Source organism: Methylocella sp., from assembly GCF_041905455.1.
Lineage (GTDB): Bacteria > Pseudomonadota > Alphaproteobacteria > Rhizobiales > Beijerinckiaceae > Methylocapsa.
On record NZ_JAYRLA010000019.1, the window covers coordinates 1 to 17,048 of the forward strand.

Consider the following 17,048-nt stretch of genomic DNA (forward strand, 5'->3'; position numbering starts at 1 on the left):
ATTCAGCGAAATCCAATTCGCTGAATGCGCTCTAACTATTTGTTTAAACGCATTCTCTCGACGCAAAAGTCTGCAACTTTTGCTGAAAATGCTCTAGGCCTTGCCGTGATGCGCCGCCTCCGCGTCGGCGTCGAGCGGCCAGCGCGCCCGCGCGGCGAAGGTCATGTCGTCGGAAAGGCCGAGAGACAGCCGCTCGATCCCGGCCCAGGCGATCATCGCCGCGTTGTCCGAGCACAGCTGCGGCGGCGGCAGCACGAGCTTCAGACCGGCCTCGCCGCAGAAGCGCGCCAGCGCGCGGCGGATCGCGCCATTGGCCGCGGCGCCGCCGGCGGCGACCATGGCGTTGGCCTCGCCGACGCGCTCGCGGAACAGCCGCAGGCCGGCGCGGCTGCGGTCGATCAGCGAATCGACCACCGCCGCCTGGAACGAGGCGCACAGGTCGGCGACGTCGCCGCGCGTCGGCGAGGCGATGCGCTGCGCCTCGATCCGCACCGCCGTCTTGAGGCCGGAGAGCGAGAAGTCCGGCTTGGCTCTGCCCAGCATGGGACGCGGAAAGGCGAAGCGGGTCGGATCGCCCTCCTCGGCGCGCCGCTCGATCTCCGGGCCGCCAGGATAGGGCAGGCCGAGCGTCTTGGCCACCTTGTCGAAGGCTTCGCCGACGGCGTCGTCGACCGTCGAGCCGAGGCGCAGATAGTCGCCGACGCCCCTGACCGCGACGAGCTGGGTGTGGCCGCCCGAGACGAGCAGCAGCAGGAAGGGAAATTCGACGCCGTCGGTGAGGCGCGCGGTCAGCGCGTGCGCCTCGAGATGGTTGACGGCGACGAAGGGCTTGCGGCTCGCGAGCGCCAGCGCCTTGCCCGTGGTGAGGCCGACGATGACGCCGCCGATGAGGCCCGGCCCGGCGGCGGCGGCGATCCCGTCGAGGTCGGACAGGGCGGTCCCGGCGCGCTCGAGCGCGCGCGCGACGAGGCGGTCGAGCACCTCGACATGCGCGCGCGCGGCGATCTCGGGCACGACGCCGCCATAGGCGGCGTGCTCGGCGATCTGGCTCATCACCTCGTTCGAGAGGATTTCGCCGGCGCCGCCCGGCTCGAGCCGCACGACCGCCGCGGCGGTTTCGTCGCAAGTGGTCTCGATGCCGAGAACGCGCATGGCGAGGTCCTGACGCGGGTGTGAAATCTGGCGGGAGGCGCGCGCGCCGTCGCCGCGTCGTTCCGCGCCGCCGGCGGCCTTGGCGGGCGTCCTCGACCAAGCTAAGGTGGCGCGCTTATAGAACCATAAGTTCCGGCAAGGAAACACGCGATTCTCAGTTCGAGCCGCCCGGGCGCCATGGACCTCAAACTCAGAATCGGCACGCGCGGCAGCCCCCTCGCGCTCGCCCAGGCGCGCGAGCTCAAGAGCCGTCTGCTCAAGGCTCACGGCGGCTGCGGCGAGGCGATCGAGACGGCGGTCATCCGCACCACCGGCGACGCGATCGTCGACCGCGCCCTCAGCGAGGCCGGCGGCAAGGGCCTGTTCACCAAGGAGCTCGACCTCGCGCTGATGCGCGGCGACATCGAGGCCGCCGTCCATTCGGCGAAGGACCTGCCGACCCACCTGCCAGACGAGATCGTCATCCTCGGCTACCTCCCGCGCGAGGACGTGCGCGACGCCTGGATCTCGCACAAGGCGATCCATCCTTCGGCCCTGCCGGAGGGCAGCGTCGTCGGCACCGCCTCGCTGCGCCGCGGCGCGATGATCCGGCGCCTGCGCCCCGACCTCTCCGTCACGCTGCTGCGCGGCAATGTCGAGACGCGCCTCGCCAAGCTCGCCGCCGGCGAGGTCGACGCGACGATGCTGGCGCTCGCCGGGCTGAAGCGGCTCGGCCTCGCCGATTCGGCGACCGCCGTGCTCGACACCGAGCAGTTCGTGCCGGCCGCCGGGCAAGGCGCGATCGCGGTGACCGCGCGGCGCGGCGACGAGGCGGCGGCCGCGGCCTTCGCGCCCGTCCTCGACCGCGACGCCGCCTTCGCCCTCGAGGCCGAGCGCGCCTTCCTCGCCGTGCTCGACGGCTCCTGCCGCACGCCGATCGGCGCCTATGCGCGCCTCGAAGACGACACGCTCTCCTTCCACGCGCTGGTGCTGAAGCCGGACGGCTCTTCCTGCTTCGAGGCCCGCGTGAGCGGCGACCCGAAGCATGCGGCGGCGCTCGGCGAAGGCGCGGGACGCGACCTCCTCGCGCGGATCCCCGCCGATCTCTTCGAGTTCTGATCTTCATGCTTGTGCTGCTGACGAGAGCCCTCGACGAAGCGATGCGCACGGCGGCGAAGCTGTTCGCCGTCGGCCATCACGCGATCCTGTCGCCCGTCCTTGAAATGACGCCCACCGGCGCGCCCTGGCCGCCGGGCGCGGTCGACGGGATCATCGCCACCTCGACGCAGGCGTTCGAGCTGCTCTCGGACGGCGAGGGCGCCCTCTCGCCCGAGGCGCGCCGCCTCGTCCCGGTCTATGTCGTCGGCGAGCGGACCGAGGCCGCCGCGCGCGAGCGCGGCTTCCTCGGGCGGATCGTCGTCGAGCAGGACGCGCGCGACCTCGCCGCCAATCTCGTCGCGGCGCTGGCCGTTTCTCCCGCCGCCCCGCCCGCGCGTTTCGTCTACCTCGCCGGGCGCGACCGCAAGCCCGACCTCGAGGCGGCCGTGCGCGCCGCGGGCCATGAAGTCGCGACCGTCGAGGTCTATGTCGCGCAGGCCGCCGAGGAGCTCGACGAGGAGGCGGCCGCCCTGCTCGAGGTCGACCGCATCGGCGCGGCGCTGCACTACTCGCGGCGCAGCGTCGAGATATTCCTGAAGCTCGCGGCGCAGGCGGAAATCGACGTCTCCGGCGCGCATCACGTCGCTATCTCGCCGGACGCCGCCGCGCCGCTCGAGGCTGCGGGCCTGCCGCATGTCCATGTCGCGGCGGCGCCCAGGGAGCAGGCGATGCTCGACCTCCTCGTGACGCTCGCGCCTCGCGAAAGCGTCAGCGGCGGGCGGAGCGGGGCGGCTTGATGCCGGCGGTCCGCCGCTCCATCATGGCGCCAAGGCGCGCCGCGACGCGCGCAGGACAGGGAGGCGCAATGGGGCCGCCGCAAGGGCCGCTGGCGCGCGCGCTGCGCGCGGCCGTCTGCGCGCTTTCGCTCGCGGGAGCGGCGCAGGCCGTCGCCGCGCAGGACGCAGCGCCCGCGCAGGGAGCGCAAGGGTCGTCGGCGCAGGAGGCGCAGCCGCTCGTCGTCAGGATCGGCTTCATCCGCCAGCGGCATTCGCGCGACGTGATCTCGATCCTTGACATTCCGGCCGAGGACGACGGGATCGCCGGCGCGCGCCTAGGCGTCGAGGACGACAACACCACCGGCGGCTTCCTTGGCCAGAGCTTCACGATCGAGGACGTCGTCGTCCGCGACGACGAGGACCCCGTCAAGGCGCTCGACGCGCTTCTCGCCAAGGGGATCGGCCTGATCCTCGCCGATCTGCCGCCCGAAAAGCTGCTCGCGCTCGCCGACGCCGCCAAGGCCAGGAACGCGCTGATCTTCAACACCTTCGCGCCCGACGACGAGCTGCGCGAGGAGAATTGCCGGGCCAACGTCGTGCATGTCGCGCCGAGCCGGTCGATGCTCGCCGACGGCCTCGCGCAATATCTCGTCTGGAAGCGCTGGCCGCGCTGGCTCCTCGTCAAGGGCTCGCATCCGCAGGACGAGGCCTTCGCGCAGGCGCTGCGCCGGTCGGCGAAGAAATTCGGCGCCAAGATCGTCGACGAGCGCACGTACGAGGACACGGGCGGCGGCCGGCGCTCCGATTCGGGCAGCGTGCAGACGCAGCGCCTGATACCGGCGGCGACGCAGAGCGCGCCCGCCTACGACGTGCTGGTCGCCGCGGACGAATCCAACGTCTTCGCCGGCTATCTGCCCTATCGCGCCTTCGATCCGCGCCCCGTGGCCGGCTCGGCCGGCCTGAAGCCGACGAGCTGGGACCCGACCCATGAGCAATGGGGAGCGATCCAGCTGCAGAACCGCTTCCACAAGCTCGCCGCGCGCGGCATGAACGACCGCGACAATCAGGCGTGGGTGGCCGTCCGCATGATCGGCGAGGCGGCGACGCGCGCGAACTCGGCCGACCCTGCGGCGCTGCGCGCCTATATCGTCGGCCCCGAATTCTCCATCGCCGCCTTCAAGGGGCAGAAGCAGACGGTGCGGCGCTGGAACCAGCAGCTGCGCCAGCCGATCCTCCTCGGCGACGGGCGGATGATCGTCTCGGTTTCGCCGCAGGAGGGCTTCCTGCACCAGACCTCGGAGCTCGACACGCTGGGCTTCGACCAACCTGAAACGAAATGCAGGCTGCCATGAGTTCTTCGCGGAGTTTTTGCAGTTCTTCGCGGAATTTTTCGCGCGCGCTGCGCCTTGCCGCCCTCTCGGGCGCGCTCCTGGCGAGCCTTGGCCCGGCGTTCGCCGCCACCGCTTACGTCTCGAACGAGAAGGGCAATTCGATCAGCGTGATCGACGTCGAGAAGCTCGCCGTCACCGACACCGTGAAGGTCGGACGCCGCCCGCGCGGCATCGTGCTCAACGGCGACAAGACGCAGCTGTTCATCTGCGCCGGCGACGACGACACGGTGCAGATCCTCGACCTCAAGACGCTGAAGGTCGTCGGCGACCTGCCCTCGGGCGCCGACCCCGAGCTGCTCGTGCTCGCGCCCGACGGCAAGCTGCTCTACGTGGCGAACGAGAACGACAATCTCGTCACGGTCATCGACGTCGCGAGCCGCAAGATCGTCGCGCAGATCCCCGTCGGCGTCGAGCCGGAGGGCATGACGCTTTCCCCGGACGGCAAGATCCTCGTCAACACCTCCGAAACCACCAACATGGCGCATCTGATCGACGTGGCGAGCCAAAAGATCTTCGCCAACGTGCTCGTCGACGCGCGCCCGCGCTCCGCCGCCTTCACGCCCGACGGCAAGGAGCTGTGGGTCACGGCGGAGGTCGGCGGCACGGTCAGCGTGATCGACGTCGCCGCGAAGAAGGTCGTGCAGAAGATCACGTTCGAGATCCCCGGCCTCGCGCGCGAGGCGATCCAGCCGGTCGGCATCCGCTTCTCGCAGGACGGCGCGCGCGCCTTCGTCGCCCTCGGCCCGGCGAACCGCGTCGCCGCGATCGACGCCAAGACCCGCAAGGTGGAGAAATACATGCTGACCGGCCAGCGGGTCTGGCAGCTCGCCTTCACGCCTGACTATGCGCGGCTGTTCGCCACCAACGGCGTCTCCAACGACGTCTCCGTCATTGACGTCGCCGCGCTCAAGGTGGTGAAGTCCATCCCCGTCGGCTCCTTCCCGTGGGGAGTGGCGATTGCGCCCTGAGCCCGCGCGGGGGGGCGCCGTCGCGGACGGCGCCGGGCCCGCGGCGCTCGCGGTTTCGCGCGTCAGCCATTCCTACGGCAAGCGCAAGGCGCTCGACGAAGTCTCCTTCGACGTGCCGCAGGGCCGCTTCGCGGTGCTGCTCGGGCTGAACGGGGCGGGCAAGAGCACGCTGTTCTCGCTGATCACCCGGCTTTTCGCCGTGACCCACGGATCGATCTCGATCTTCGGCTTCGACGTCTCGCGCGACCCCGGCGAGGCGCTGCGCCGGCTCGGCGTGGTGTTCCAGGCGCGCACGCTCGACCTCGACCTCACCGTCGCGCAGAACCTTTCCTATCACGCCGCGCTGCACGGGATCGGCGCGCGCGAGGCGAAGGCGCGGGCGCGCGACGCGCTGGCGCGAGTCGACATGCTCGACCGCCTCGAGGACAAGGCGCGCGCGCTGTCCGGCGGGCAGATGCGGCGCGTCGAGATCGCGCGCGCCCTGCTGCATCGCCCGCGCCTCCTGTTGCTCGACGAGCCGACCGTCGGCCTCGACATCAAGGCGCGCGCCGACATCCTCGCCCATGTGCGCGCGCTGGTGGCGGGCGAGGGGCTCGGCGTGTTGTGGGCGACGCATCTCATCGACGAGATCGAGCCGGGCGACGAAACGCTGGTGCTGCATCGCGGCAAGCTGCTCGCGTGCGGGACCGCGGAGGACGTGCGCGCGCAGGCGGGCGGCGACGACCTCACCGCCGCCTTCCGCCGGCTGACCGGCGAAAACGCAGGGGAGGCGAGGGGATGAGCCTGACGCCGACGCTCGACGTGCGGGAGGGCGGCCCGCAGGCGCCGCGCCGCGGCTTCGCGCTGCGCCAGTACGCCGTCTGCCTCAGGGGAATCGTGTGGCGCGAGGCGCTGCGCTTCCTGCATCAGCGCGAGCGCTTCGTCTCCGCGCTGGTGCGCCCGCTCGTCTGGCTGTTCATCTTCGCCGCCGGCTTCCGCTCGGTGCTCGGCGTGTCGATCATCCCGCCCTACGACACCTATGTGTTGTATGACGTCTACATCACGCCCGGCCTCGTGGCGATGATCCAGCTGTTCAACGGCATGCAATCCTCGCTGTCGATGGTCTACGACCGCGAGATGGGCAACATGCGCACGCTGCTGGTCAGTCCCCTGCCGCGCTGGTTCCTGTTGTCGTCGAAGCTCGTCGCCGGCGCGTCCGTGTCGATCCTGCAGGTCTACGCGTTCCTGGCGATCGCATGGTTCTGGGAGATCGAGCCGCCGACGCTCTGGGGCTATGTCACGATCCTGCCGGCGCTCGTGCTTTCGGGGCTGATGTTCGGCGCGCTCGGAATGCTGCTCTCCTCGCTCATCCGCCAGCTCGAGAACTTCGCCGGCGTCATGAACTTCGTCATCTTCCCGATGTTCTTCGCCTCGTCGGCGCTCTACCCGCTGTGGCGCGTGCGGGAGGCCAATCCGACGCTCGCCTTCGTCTGCGAGCTCAATCCGTTCACCCACGCCACCGAACTGATTCGCTTCGCCTTCTGGGGACAGGTCGAGCCGTTCTCGCTGCTCGTCGTCGCCGGCTGCGCGGCCGTGTTCCTCGGCGCGGCGATCATCGCCTACGATCCCTCGCGCGGCATGTTGATGCGGCGCGAGGGGTAGCTCGTGGCGGGCCTGTTTCTGGAAAGCCTACTTCTTCTTGCCGTCCGCGTCGAAGGACTCGACATAGGCGAGGACGTTGTCGCGGTCGTCCGCCTTCGGCAGGCCGGGGAAGATCATCTTGGTTCCGGGAACGAGCGCCTTGGGATCGGTCAGCCAGGCGTGCAGCTTTTCGTCCTCCCAGGTGATGCCGGAGTCTTTCAAAGCCTGCGAATAGTTGAAGCCGGCGACGCTGGCGGACTTGCGGCCGACGATGCCGTTGAGCTCGGGGCCGACCATGTTCTTGGCGCCTTCGCCGATCTTGTGGCAGACGGAGCACTTCTGCTTGAACAGGGTTTCGCCGGCCGCCGCGTCGCCGGCGGCGGAAGCGCCGGCCGTCTGACCGATGAAAGCGAGCGCGGCGATGAGCGGAACATATTTCAACGTCATAATGTGGTTTCCTTCCCCTTGGGCCACGTTAAGCTCCGGCGTCGCAGACAGAGCCTGGCTTCGCGGTCTTGATGCGCGCGATCCTGGAAAAGTGTCGCCCGCCCGCGAAAGCATGTATCCTCATGGCGCAAAAAAACACAACCGGCCAGATGAGAGCGGATGTAAAGTTGACGCAGGGCAAACGCGCTGGTGACGACGCCGCGCCGCGGCGCCTCGGCGGGGCGCTCGCGGCGGCGCTCCTCGTCGTTTGCTTCGTTCTGTCCGCCGCCGGCGCGCAAGCCGCGGCGACCTTGCGCATCGGCGCGCAGAAGACCGGCACGCTCGCCTGGGAGCTCGCCGTCATCAAGGCCGAGAAGCTCGACGCCGCCGCCGGCCTCGATCTCTCCGTCTCGTGGCTCGCTTCGCCCGAGGCCGGCAAGATCGCCCTGCTCGGCGGTTCGGTCGACGTGATTCTCGCCGACTGGCTCTGGGCGGCGCGCGAGCGGGCGCTCTCCGCCCCTCTCGCTTTCTCGCCGTATTCAACCGCGCTCGGCGCGGTCATGGTCGGCGCCGATTCGCCGGTCCAGAGCCTCGACGACCTCGCCGGCCGCACTCTCGCCGTCGCGGGCGGGCCGATCGACAAGAGCTGGCTGCTCCTGCGCGCCTATGCGCAACGCCGGGGCCTCGACCTCAAGGAGAAGGCGCGCGTGGTCTTCGGCGCGCCGGCGCTGCTCTACGAGAAGACGCTTTCCGGCGAAGTCGAGGCTTCGCTCGCCTACTGGAACTACGCCGCGCGGCTCGAAGCCAGGGGTTTCCGCCGCCTCGTCGACATGGGCGAGGTCGAGCGCGCGCTGGGCGCGGCGGGTCCGATCGCCATGCTCGGCTATGTCTTCGACGACGCTTTCGCCGCCGCCAACGGCGAGGCGCTGGAGCGCTTCTTCGCGATCGCCCGGCAGGCGCGCGAGAAGCTCGCCGCCTCGGACGCCGACTGGGCGCGAATCGGCAAGGAGATCGGCGTCAGCGACCAGAAGGAGCTCGACCTGTTCCGGCGGCGCTATGTCGAAGGCTTCCCGACGCGCCCGGCCGCGCAGGAGGAGGCGGACGCGGCGCGCCTCTACCTGGCGCTGCGCGAGATCGGCGGCGCCGAGCTCGTCGGGCCGGCGGCGAGCCTTGATCCCGGCGTCTTCTACAAGGGCGCGCCCGCCCCGGCGCAGCGCTAGAGCGGATGCCGCTGCGGCTTCTCTCCGTCCTCTTCCTGCTGCTCGCCTGGGCGGTCGCCGCGGCGCTCGCGAAATCGCGGATGCTGCCGTCGCCGCAGGAGGTGGCGCTCGTCGCCGTCGGGCTCGCGCGCTCGGGCGAGCTGTTCGTCAATCTCGGCGCGACGCTGGCGCGGGTCGTCGCCGCCTTCGTCCTCGCCATGACGCTCGGGACGGCGCTCGGCGTCGCGATGGGCCGCCATCGCGCCGTCGACCGCGTCTGCGACCCGTGGCTGATCGTGCTCCTCAACCTGCCGGCGCTCGTCGTCATCGTGCTCGCCTATATCTGGATCGGGCTCAACGAGGCGGCGGCGGTCGGCGCGGTGGCGCTGAACAAGCTGCCGAACACGGCCGCCACGGTGCGCGAGGGCGCGCGCGCGCTCGACCGCAGCCTCGACGAGGTGGCGCAGGTCTACGCCATGCCGTGGCGCGTGCGAATCCTCGACATCCTGCTGCCGCAGCTCGCGCCCTATCTCGCCGCGGCGACGCGCTCCGGCCTCTCGCTGGTGTGGAAGATCGTGCTGGTCGTCGAGCTGCTCGGGCGCTCGAACGGCGTCGGCTTCGAGATCGGCGTCGCCTTCCAGCTGTTCGACGTCGCGCGGCTCCTCGCCTATGCGCTGCCCTTCGTCGCCCTCATGCTGGCCATCGAGACTTTTCTCGTCCAGCCCCTCGAGCGGCGCGCGACGCGCTGGCGCCCCGGCCATGCTTGAGGTCGCGGTCAGGCGCAAGATGGTCCGTGCCGCCTCCGGCGAGGTCCGCCCCGCGCTGGGCGAGGTCGCCTTTCGCCTCGAGGACGGCGAGGTCGGCGCGGTCGTCGGCCCGTCCGGCTGCGGCAAGACCACGCTGCTGCGCATCGTCAGCGGCCTCGAGGCGGATTTCGAAGGCGAGGTCCGCTTGCCCGAGCCGCGCGGGATCGGCCAGAAGATTGGAATGGTGTTCCAGGAGCCGCGCCTGCTGCCGTGGCGCAGCGTGCGGCGCAACCTGATCCTCGCCGGCGCCGAGCCCGGCGCTCGCCTCGACGAGATCGCGGCGGCGCTCGGCCTCTCCGGCCATCTCGACTATTATCCCGGCGAATTGTCGCTTGGCCTCGCGCGGCGCGCGGCCATCGCGCGGGCCTTCGCCGTCGAGCCGACGCTGCTGCTGCTCGACGAGCCGTTCGTGTCGCTCGACGCGGCGCTCGCGCTCAAGTTGCGCGAACAGCTCGCGGCGCTCGTCGAGGCGCGGCGCGCGACGACGCTGATCGTCACCCACGACCTCGACGAGGCGGTCGCGCTCGCCGACCGCGTCTTCGTCCTTTCCCCGGCGCCCGGCCGCCTCGTCGCCGATGTGCCGATCGCGGCTTCGCGCGCGCGCATGCCGCCCGAGGAGGCGGTCAGGACGCGCGCCCGGCTCGAGGCGATCATCGCGCAGGCGGCGCATGACGCCGCGCGCTAAACCAGCCATAGTCGCCGCGCCCGACCCGGACCGAGCCCCGCCCAGCCGATGACTTCGACCGACGCCGCCCGCCGCCTGCTTGATCTTGATCCCGATCCGCTCGCCGAGGCGCGCGAGGCGCTGCGGCGCGTGTTCGGCTTTTCCGATTTCCGGCCCGGCCAGGGAGAAGTCGTCGAGGCCGCGCTCGAGGGCGCGGACCTTCTCGCGGTGATGCCGACGGGCTCGGGCAAGTCGCTGATCTACCAGCTTCCCGCGCTCGTGCGCCCCGGCCTCGTCGTCGTCGTCTCGCCGCTGATCGCGCTGATGCGCGACCAGGTCGGCGCGCTCGAGGCGAAGGGGATCTCCGCCGCCGCGCTCAATTCCGGCAACGACGGCGCCGAGAACGCGGCGCTCGAGGCGCGCGTGAGGTCGGGGCGATGCCGCCTCGTCTATGTCGCGCCCGAGCGGCTCGCGCGGCGCGAGACGCAGGCGCTGCTGCGCGAGGCGGGCGTCTCCATGCTCGCCATCGACGAGGCCCATTGCGTGTCGCAATGGGGGCACGACTTCCGCCCCGAATATTCCGCGCTCGGCGACGCCGCGCAGGCGATCGCCGGCGAGGGACGGCGCCTTCAGGTCGTCGCGGTGACGGCGACGGCCGACGCGCCGACGCGCGCCGAGATCGTCGAGAAGCTGTTTCCCACCCCGCCGCGCGTCTTCGTGCGCAGCTTCGACCGACCGAACATCCACCTTTCCATGCGCCGGCGCGCCGACGCGGCGCGGCAGGTCGCCGCCGAGATCGCGCGCCACAAGGGCCGGAGCGGCGTCGTCTATTGCGCCTCGCGCAAGGGCGTCGAGCGGCTCGCCGAGACGCTGCGCGAGGCGGGCGTTCATGCGCTGCCCTACCACGCCGGCCTGCCGGCGCAGACGCGCACCGCCCACCAGGACGAGTTCCTCTCCCGCCAGGGCGTCGTCATCGTCGCCACCATCGCCTTCGGCATGGGCGTCGACAAGCCGGACGTGCGCTTCGTCATCCACGCCGACCTGCCGCAGAGCGTCGAATCCTATTATCAGGAGATCGGCCGCGCCGGCCGCGACGGCCTGCCCGCTGATGCGCTGCTGCTGTTCGGCGAGGCCGACGCGCGCCTGCGCGAGCGCCAGATCGAGGACGGCGACGCGCCGCAGGAGAGGAAGCGCCTCGAGCGGCGCAAGCTCAACGCCCTGCTCGCCCTGTGCGAGACGCCGCGCTGCCGGCGCAAGACCCTGCTCGCCGCCTTCGGCGAGGAGGCCGGCGATTGCGGCAATTGCGACATCTGCGAGGGGCGCTGGCCCTTCTTCAACGGCGCGCTCGCCGCGAAGAAGGCGCTCTCGGCCATCCACCGCACCTCGGGGCGGTTCTTTTCCGGCCATCTCGCCAAGCTGCTCGTCGGCGAGGCGACCGCCGCCATGACGCGCCACGGCCATCACCTGCTGCCGACTTTCGGCGTCGGGAAGGAATTCTCGGCGGCGCAATGGCGCTCGATCTTCCGCCAGCTGCAGGCCGCCTCGCTCATCGACCAGGATCCGGAGGACCGCGACCGCTGGATCATCACGCCGCAGGGGCGCGAGGTGCTGCGCGGCGAGGCGCAGATCGAGCTGCGCGGCGACATCGCCGTGGGCGGCGGACGGCGGGTCGGCGTGGCGCAGGCGCTGGCGCGGATCGAGGAGACGCGCGAGGGGGAGGCGGAGCCGGCGCCGTTCGAGCCGCCCGCGCGCGCCGGCGCCTCAGACCTCACCGTCGCGCAGGCGCGCCTCTTCGCCGCGCTGAAGGCGAAGCGGCTCGAACTGGCGCGGGCGCAGAAGAACGCGCCCTTCGTCATCTTCCATGACAGCGTGCTGATCGCCATGGCGATCGCCGCGCCGCAAAGCCTCGCCGAGATGGCGCGCATTCCCGGAATCGGCCCGGCCAAGCTCGAGCGCTATGGCGCGATCTTTCTCGACGTCGTCGAGAAAAGCCGAGCCGACTCATGAGCCGCGGGCGCTCGGCCCTTGCGGCGCTGGCGCTCGTCTGCGCCTGCCTCTTCTCCGTCTCTCCCGTCCGCGCCGACGCCGCGCCGCCGCCCGAGCCGCCGATCATCTCCCAAGGCGCGCGCTTCCTGCCCGTTCTCGCCAGGGGCGGCATGGTCGTCGCGCAGGAGGGCGCGGCGGCGCGCGTCGGGAAGGACGTGCTGGCGCGCGGCGGCAACGCGGTCGACGCCGCGGTCGCGACGGCGCTGGCGCTCGCCGTCACGCTGCCCCGCGCGGGAAATCTCGGCGGCGGCGGCTTCATGCTGATCCATCTCGCCGCCTCGGGGAAGACGGCGGCGATCGACTATCGCGAGACGGCGCCCGCCGCCGCGACGAGGGAGATGTTCCTCGACGCCGCCGGCGAGGCGGACCCGGAGAAATCTCGCCGCTCCGGCCTTGCGGTGGGAACGCCCGGCACGGTCGCCGGCCTCGCGCTCGCCCTGCGCCGCTACGGCTCAGGCAAGATGAGCCTCGCCGAGCTCGCCGCGCCGGCCGTCCGCCTCGCGCGCGAGGGAATCGCCGTCGAGGACGATCTCGCCGATTCGCTCGCCGAGGCGCGCCGGCTCGCCCGCTATCCGTCCTCCGCGCGCATCTTCCTGCGCCCGGACGGCGCGCCGCTCGGGCGCGGCGACGCGCTGCGCCAGAGCGACCTCGCCGACGTGCTCGAGGCGATCGGGCGCGGGGGCGAGGACGCCTTCTATCGCGGCCCGGTCGCCGAAAAGATCGTCGCGAGCGTGCGCGCGGCGGGCGGCGTCATGACGCTTGACGATCTTGCCTCCTATCGCGCGCTCGAGCGCGAGCCGGCGCGCGGGACCTATCGCGGCTATGAGATCGTCTCCATGCCGCCGCCCTCCTCGGGCGGGACGCATGTGATCGAGCTCCTGAACATCCTGGAGGGCTTTCCGCTCTCAAAACTCGGCGCGGGCTCGGCGGCGACGATCCATCTCTTCGCCGAGTCCATGAAGCGCGTCTACGCCGACCGCGCGCGCTATCTGGGCGATCCCGATTTCGTCGACGTTCCACTCGCCGCGCTCACCTCGAAGGAATACGCCGCGAGGCTGCGCGCTGAGATCGACCCCGCCCGGGCGCGGCCGGCGGCCGAGATCGGGCCGGTCGATCCCGTCCCTTACGAAAGCGCGCAGACGACGCATTTCTCGATCGTCGACGGGCAGGGGAACGCCGTCGCCAACACCTACACGCTCAATTTCTCGTATGGACTCGGCCTCGTCGCCGAGGGGACGGGCGTGCTGCTCAACAATGAGCTCGACGATTTCGCGGCCAAGCCCGGCGCGCCCAACGCCTTCGGGCTTCTCGGCGGTGAGGCGAACGCGCCGGGCCCGCGCAAGCGGCCGCTTTCCTCCATGGCCCCGCTCATGGCCTTCAAGGACGGCGAGCTTCGCCTCGTCACGGGCTCGCCCGGCGGCTCGCGCATCATCACCATCGTCGCCGGAATCGTCTCCGACATGATCGATTTCGGCATGAACGTCGCGGAGGCGACGGCGGCGCCGCGCGTCCATCATCAGGGCAGCCCCGACGTGCTCCGCCTCGAACGCGGCGCCTCGCCCGACGCCGTCGAGCGCCTGCGGGCGCTTGGCCATGCGGTCGTCGTCGGCGGCGCCTGGGGCTCGGCGCAAACCATCGCGCGCGACCCCGACGGGACGCTGGAGGGCGCGGCGGATACGCGCCAGCGCGGAACGCTCGCGGTCGGGCGCTAGGGTGCCTTCAGCAAAAGTTGCAGACTTTTGCGTTGAGAAAACGCGTTTAAACAAATAGCTGGAGCGCGTTCAGAGAACCGGACTCCGCTGAACGCGCTCCAGCGCGCCGGACTTCACGTCGGCAGGCTGACGATCGCCCCATAGCCTTTCAGGACGTCCCCGACGTCGGCGCGCAGATCGAGGGAATGGACGTCTCTCCTGGCGATCAGCCCGGCGGCGCAGCCCGCCGCCTCTCCCATGATCATGTATTGCGGCTCCAGCCGGATCGATGAAAACGCCATATGGCTGGCGCTCACGCAGACCGACACGAGGAGATTGTCGTATTCGACCGGAACGAGGCTCTCGTACGGTATCTCGTAAGGGACGGTTCCCCTCGTATCCAGGGTTGGTCCGAAGGTGCCCTCGGAATCGAACGTGTCGCCGCTGATCGCGAACAGGGCCGTCGCGTGGCTGTCGAAGCTGTACGACCCCATGCCGATCGAATGGACTTTCGTCACGCTCGTCGTGCAGTCTTTCGCCGTCATCACGTAATGGCCGCGAAGCCGGCGCGCTTCGCGGACGTAAAGCTGTCGCGGCCAGTTGTCGTTGTCGGTGAACTCGTCCCTTGCGAGCCCGAAGACGTTGACCTGATCGCTGAACGACTTCGGCACGCGCGGATCGGTCGAATAAAAGTGGAGCAGCCCGGCCTGATAGTCGCGGTGGGCCTTCCAGATGGCGTCGCGTTCGGCCAGCGAGGCCAGCGGCCATCGCCAGGACGCGCCGAAGTAGTCTCCGTTCAAGTCATATTTGGTCTTGTTCTGCAGCTGCCCGGGCCTGAACACCGTCGTATCGTTCACTTGGGAAAGCTCGAACAGATAGCGGTCGGCCTCATAGCCCGCCGGCGCCTCGAACGCGCGCATGTTGGCCGGGTCGTCGCTGAGGCACAGGCGGAAGGTGTAGGACTGAATTCGCGCGTCGGCGGAATAGCGCTCCTGCTGCGCTGGATAGGGCAGCAGGGCGGCGAACAGCCGGCCCTGCGCGTTTCTCGTCGCGGCGGGGTTGACGAGGGGAAGCGCGTCGAACCCGGCGTAAGGCTCCTCGAATTCCGCCCGGCTTTCCCTTCCCACGCGATAGGAGCAACCCGCAAGGGCGAGCAGGTCGCCTTCGTAGGACGCGTCGACGAAAGCTTTCGCCCTGATGACGGCGCCGTTGGTCAGCCTGACCGCCGTCAGCTTCCTGCCCTCCCGCAGAATGTCGGAAAGATAGGCGCCGTTGACGATCGCGACGTCCGCTTCGTCAAGAAATTTACGAAAGACCGCCCACGCCGCCTGCGGCTCGAAATTCTTCACCGGCGTCGTCAGGCCGTAATAGGCGCCGATCTCCTGGAAAAAGCGCGCCGCGAGTCCGCCGATGACGTAGCGCTTGCCGGTGTCGCTCCAGCCGAGCCCCTGAGCCGGCATGCCGCCGAGCGGGCCGGCGAGCACGATGGCGACGCGGGCGCCCTCGCGCGCCGCGGCGTAGGCCGCCATGATTCCGCCGGCTGCGCCGCCATAGACCAGCACATCCACGGAGAGCGCCGTCGTCGCCTCGGCGCGACTTCCAAAACTTCCGCCGAGCAGCAGAAGGCCGCCCTGAACGACGCCGCGTCTTGTGAATTCCATTCCGGGCCCGCGCTGAACGTCTCGATTTCAACCGATCCGTGCGAAATCAATGGGGAGAAATAAAGTCGACGACGCTGAACGGGAGTTGAACGGTTCAGGCCGGCGCGTCTCGCCGGCTGGATTTGCGGGAGGAAAACGGAGTTTCGACGTTCGCGATCGCCGCGGGCGCTGCGCCCATGCAGGACGTCATGGCGGCGGCGACGCGCCCGCCGTCTCAGCCCGCGCAGGCGCATTCCATCTGCGCGCTCGCGAGCGGGACGGGCTGCGCGGGCGCCGCGGAGAGCGCCGTCTTCATCTGCGCGGCGTCGCTCAGGAGGCAGAGGCGACAGGACTTGAAGCGGCTCCACTCCTGCCGGCCGAACGCCTCGTAAACGGCCCGGCGCCCGTCGTTGCGCAGCAGCTGCGCGACGTCTTCGGCTTTGAGGTCGCCGATCGGCTCGCGCCGCGAGAAGTCGTGGCAGCAGGTGAGGACCGCGCCGTCGAAATCGACGATCAGATCCTCGGCGACCTCCTGATGGCAGTCGCCGGGCGCGGGCCACAGCAGCAACGAGGTCGAGGCCGGGCTCCAGGCGCAGCGGCTGCTGTATTGCAGCGCGATCGCCTCGCCGCCGCCGAGCGAGGCCCACCAGTCGCGCAGGCGGGCAAGCTCGTCGAGGTTGCGGGCGTGGATCGGAACGGCGAGCTTGGCGCGCCGGCCCCACAGCCGCGCGATCTCGGCGAGGCGCGGAAACACGCGCGAGGCCCTGAGCGGCGGCATGAGCGCCTCGTAGAGCGCGTCGTCGAAGGCCTCGATATGGATCGAGACGGCGGTGACGGTCTCGGTCAGGGCCGAATGGACGCGCGGATCGAAGGGGCCGCCGTTGGTGTTGACGATGATGCGCTGGCCTGGCAGCGCGGCGCGCGCGGCCTGCGTCTTCTCCATGAGGGTCGGATCGAGCAGCGGCTCGCCGAACAGGCCGTAGGCGAGCTGGCCGGCGATCGGCGGCCCGAGGCCGGCGAGGCCGTCGACGAGCTTCTGGTGCAGCTCCATCGGCATCAGCTGGCGCCGCGCGTCGGCGAGGCTCGTCGGGCAATGCGGGCAGCGGGCGTTGCAGGCGGACGAGTTGCCGACGATCACGTTGCGCAGCCGCTCGATCGGCCAGCGCGTCGAGCCATGCGTGTAGGACCAGTCCTCGAGATGGCCGCGGTCGGCGCGCTTCACCTTCAGCGCGCGCAAATGCGTATCGGCGCAGCGGCGCGAGGCGTAGCAGCGGTATTCGACCTCGACGTCCTCCTGCGTCGAAAAGGCGAGGAGGATATTGTCGGCGCCCTCGATGAGCTCGCGCGTCCACGCGCGCTGCGTGCGCCCGAGGAAGGCCGCGCGGCCGCCCGCCCAGGCGAGCGCCTCGAAGGCGAAGAAGGCGTCGGCCGGCGGCTCCTCGGGCGGCGGCGCGAACTGGAAGCGCGCCACGTAAAATCCGCGGGAAAGGCGCGAACGCGCCGAGAAGAAGTAACCCTGCTCCTGATCCTGCGCGCGGGGCCGAAGGCAGCGGCCGGAGGTCTCGAAAACAATGTCCTGCGACATCGCGACG

General features: G+C 70.5%; 15 protein-coding genes. 11 read left to right on the forward strand and 4 right to left on the reverse strand.

What is annotated here, in order from left to right:
• Positions 1 to 93 precede the first annotated feature (93 nt).
• Positions 94 to 1,152 carry a tRNA (adenosine(37)-N6)-threonylcarbamoyltransferase complex transferase subunit TsaD gene (tsaD, locus tag ACE3OG_RS13945; RefSeq protein WP_374309668.1) on the reverse strand — a complete coding sequence of 353 codons (1,059 nt, stop codon included), beginning with the start codon at positions 1,150 to 1,152 and terminating at the stop codon, positions 94 to 96.
• Positions 1,153 to 1,329: 177 nt separating this feature from the next.
• Between tsaD and hemC the strand changes: the two genes are divergently transcribed.
• The 6 genes from hemC (at position 1,330) to ACE3OG_RS13975 (ending at position 7,005) form a co-directional block, all read left to right on the forward strand.
• A complete protein-coding gene (gene hemC / locus ACE3OG_RS13950) occupies positions 1,330 to 2,250 on the forward strand; it encodes a hydroxymethylbilane synthase (protein ID WP_374309670.1) in 921 nt (306 codons plus the stop codon).
• A 5-nt stretch (positions 2,251 to 2,255) separates the two neighbouring features.
• Positions 2,256 to 3,026 (forward strand): uroporphyrinogen-III synthase, encoded by a 771-nt coding sequence (locus tag ACE3OG_RS13955; RefSeq protein WP_374309672.1) that lies wholly within the window; start codon positions 2,256 to 2,258, stop codon positions 3,024 to 3,026.
• A gap of 68 nt (positions 3,027 to 3,094) precedes the next feature.
• A complete protein-coding gene (locus ACE3OG_RS13960) occupies positions 3,095 to 4,357 on the forward strand; it encodes an ABC transporter substrate-binding protein (protein ID WP_374309674.1) in 1,263 nt (420 codons plus the stop codon).
• Entirely contained in the window at positions 4,354 to 5,364 is a 1,011-nt protein-coding gene (locus ACE3OG_RS13965) for a YVTN family beta-propeller repeat protein (protein WP_374309676.1), read from the forward strand. Before ACE3OG_RS13960 ends, ACE3OG_RS13965 begins: the two co-directional genes overlap by 4 nt.
• Positions 5,354 to 6,145, forward strand: a complete 792-nt coding sequence (locus tag ACE3OG_RS13970) for an ABC transporter ATP-binding protein (RefSeq protein WP_374309678.1) — start codon at positions 5,354 to 5,356, stop codon at positions 6,143 to 6,145. Before ACE3OG_RS13965 ends, ACE3OG_RS13970 begins: the two co-directional genes overlap by 11 nt.
• On the forward strand, positions 6,142 to 7,005 hold the full coding sequence (locus tag ACE3OG_RS13975) for an ABC transporter permease (protein ID WP_374309680.1): 864 nt from the start codon (positions 6,142 to 6,144) through the stop codon (positions 7,003 to 7,005). Before ACE3OG_RS13970 ends, ACE3OG_RS13975 begins: the two co-directional genes overlap by 4 nt.
• A 27-nt stretch (positions 7,006 to 7,032) precedes the next feature.
• Here the strand turns inward: ACE3OG_RS13975 and ACE3OG_RS13980 are convergent, their stop codons facing one another.
• Positions 7,033 to 7,431: a cytochrome c family protein gene (locus ACE3OG_RS13980; RefSeq protein ID WP_374309682.1), complete on the reverse strand. Its 399-nt coding sequence runs from the start codon at positions 7,429 to 7,431 to the stop codon at positions 7,033 to 7,035.
• 167 nt (positions 7,432 to 7,598) lie between these two features.
• Between ACE3OG_RS13980 and ACE3OG_RS13985 the strand changes: the two genes are divergently transcribed.
• From ACE3OG_RS13985 to ggt, 5 genes are read left to right on the forward strand one after another with little or no spacing between them, the layout of a single operon-like run.
• Positions 7,599 to 8,630 (forward strand): ABC transporter substrate-binding protein, encoded by a 1,032-nt coding sequence (locus tag ACE3OG_RS13985; protein ID WP_374309684.1) that lies wholly within the window; start codon positions 7,599 to 7,601, stop codon positions 8,628 to 8,630.
• Between the two features lie 5 nt (positions 8,631 to 8,635).
• Entirely contained in the window at positions 8,636 to 9,376 is a 741-nt protein-coding gene (locus ACE3OG_RS13990) for an ABC transporter permease (RefSeq protein WP_374309686.1), read from the forward strand.
• Entirely contained in the window at positions 9,369 to 10,100 is a 732-nt protein-coding gene (locus tag ACE3OG_RS13995) for an ABC transporter ATP-binding protein (protein ID WP_374309688.1), read from the forward strand. The genes ACE3OG_RS13990 and ACE3OG_RS13995 overlap by 8 nt, the downstream gene beginning before the upstream one ends.
• 48 nt (positions 10,101 to 10,148) lie before the next feature.
• Positions 10,149 to 12,086, forward strand: coding sequence for a DNA helicase RecQ (gene recQ / locus ACE3OG_RS14000; RefSeq protein ID WP_374309690.1), 1,938 nt, complete (start codon positions 10,149 to 10,151; stop codon positions 12,084 to 12,086).
• Positions 12,083 to 13,837, forward strand: a complete 1,755-nt coding sequence (ggt, locus tag ACE3OG_RS14005; RefSeq protein WP_374309692.1) for a gamma-glutamyltransferase — start codon at positions 12,083 to 12,085, stop codon at positions 13,835 to 13,837. The genes recQ and ggt overlap by 4 nt, the downstream gene beginning before the upstream one ends.
• A 113-nt stretch (positions 13,838 to 13,950) precedes the next feature.
• Here ggt and ACE3OG_RS14010 read toward each other — a convergent pair whose 3' ends face one another.
• Together ACE3OG_RS14010 and ACE3OG_RS14015 are read right to left on the reverse strand one after the other, a co-directional pair.
• Positions 13,951 to 15,477 (reverse strand): FAD-dependent oxidoreductase, encoded by a 1,527-nt coding sequence (locus ACE3OG_RS14010; RefSeq protein WP_374309694.1) that lies wholly within the window; start codon positions 15,475 to 15,477, stop codon positions 13,951 to 13,953.
• Between the two features lie 214 nt (positions 15,478 to 15,691).
• Positions 15,692 to 17,041 carry a radical SAM/SPASM domain-containing protein gene (locus ACE3OG_RS14015; RefSeq protein WP_374309695.1) on the reverse strand — a complete coding sequence of 450 codons (1,350 nt, stop codon included), beginning with the start codon at positions 17,039 to 17,041 and terminating at the stop codon, positions 15,692 to 15,694.
• Between the last annotated feature and the right edge of the window lie 7 nt (positions 17,042 to 17,048).

What these genes read in the sequence shown, in the direction of transcription:
- tsaD (WP_374309668.1), bottom strand. Translation starts at nt 1,152, where the DNA reads ATGCGCGTTCTCGGCATCGAGACCACTTGCGACGAAACCGCCGCGGCG.
- hemC (WP_374309670.1), top strand. Translation starts at nt 1,330, where the DNA reads ATGGACCTCAAACTCAGAATCGGCACGCGCGGCAGCCCCCTCGCGCTC.
- ACE3OG_RS13955 (WP_374309672.1), top strand. Translation starts at nt 2,256, where the DNA reads ATGCTTGTGCTGCTGACGAGAGCCCTCGACGAAGCGATGCGCACGGCG.
- ACE3OG_RS13960 (WP_374309674.1), top strand. Translation starts at nt 3,095, where the DNA reads ATGGGGCCGCCGCAAGGGCCGCTGGCGCGCGCGCTGCGCGCGGCCGTC.
- ACE3OG_RS13965 (WP_374309676.1), top strand. Translation starts at nt 4,354, where the DNA reads ATGAGTTCTTCGCGGAGTTTTTGCAGTTCTTCGCGGAATTTTTCGCGC.
- ACE3OG_RS13975 (WP_374309680.1), top strand. Translation starts at nt 6,142, where the DNA reads ATGAGCCTGACGCCGACGCTCGACGTGCGGGAGGGCGGCCCGCAGGCG.
- ACE3OG_RS13980 (WP_374309682.1), bottom strand. Translation starts at nt 7,431, where the DNA reads ATGACGTTGAAATATGTTCCGCTCATCGCCGCGCTCGCTTTCATCGGT.
- ACE3OG_RS13990 (WP_374309686.1), top strand. Translation starts at nt 8,636, where the DNA reads ATGCCGCTGCGGCTTCTCTCCGTCCTCTTCCTGCTGCTCGCCTGGGCG.
- ACE3OG_RS13995 (WP_374309688.1), top strand. Translation starts at nt 9,369, where the DNA reads ATGCTTGAGGTCGCGGTCAGGCGCAAGATGGTCCGTGCCGCCTCCGGC.
- recQ (WP_374309690.1), top strand. Translation starts at nt 10,149, where the DNA reads ATGACTTCGACCGACGCCGCCCGCCGCCTGCTTGATCTTGATCCCGAT.
- ggt (WP_374309692.1), top strand. Translation starts at nt 12,083, where the DNA reads ATGAGCCGCGGGCGCTCGGCCCTTGCGGCGCTGGCGCTCGTCTGCGCC.
- ACE3OG_RS14010 (WP_374309694.1), bottom strand. Translation starts at nt 15,477, where the DNA reads ATGGAATTCACAAGACGCGGCGTCGTTCAGGGCGGCCTTCTGCTGCTC.
- ACE3OG_RS14015 (WP_374309695.1), bottom strand. Translation starts at nt 17,041, where the DNA reads ATGTCGCAGGACATTGTTTTCGAGACCTCCGGCCGCTGCCTTCGGCCC.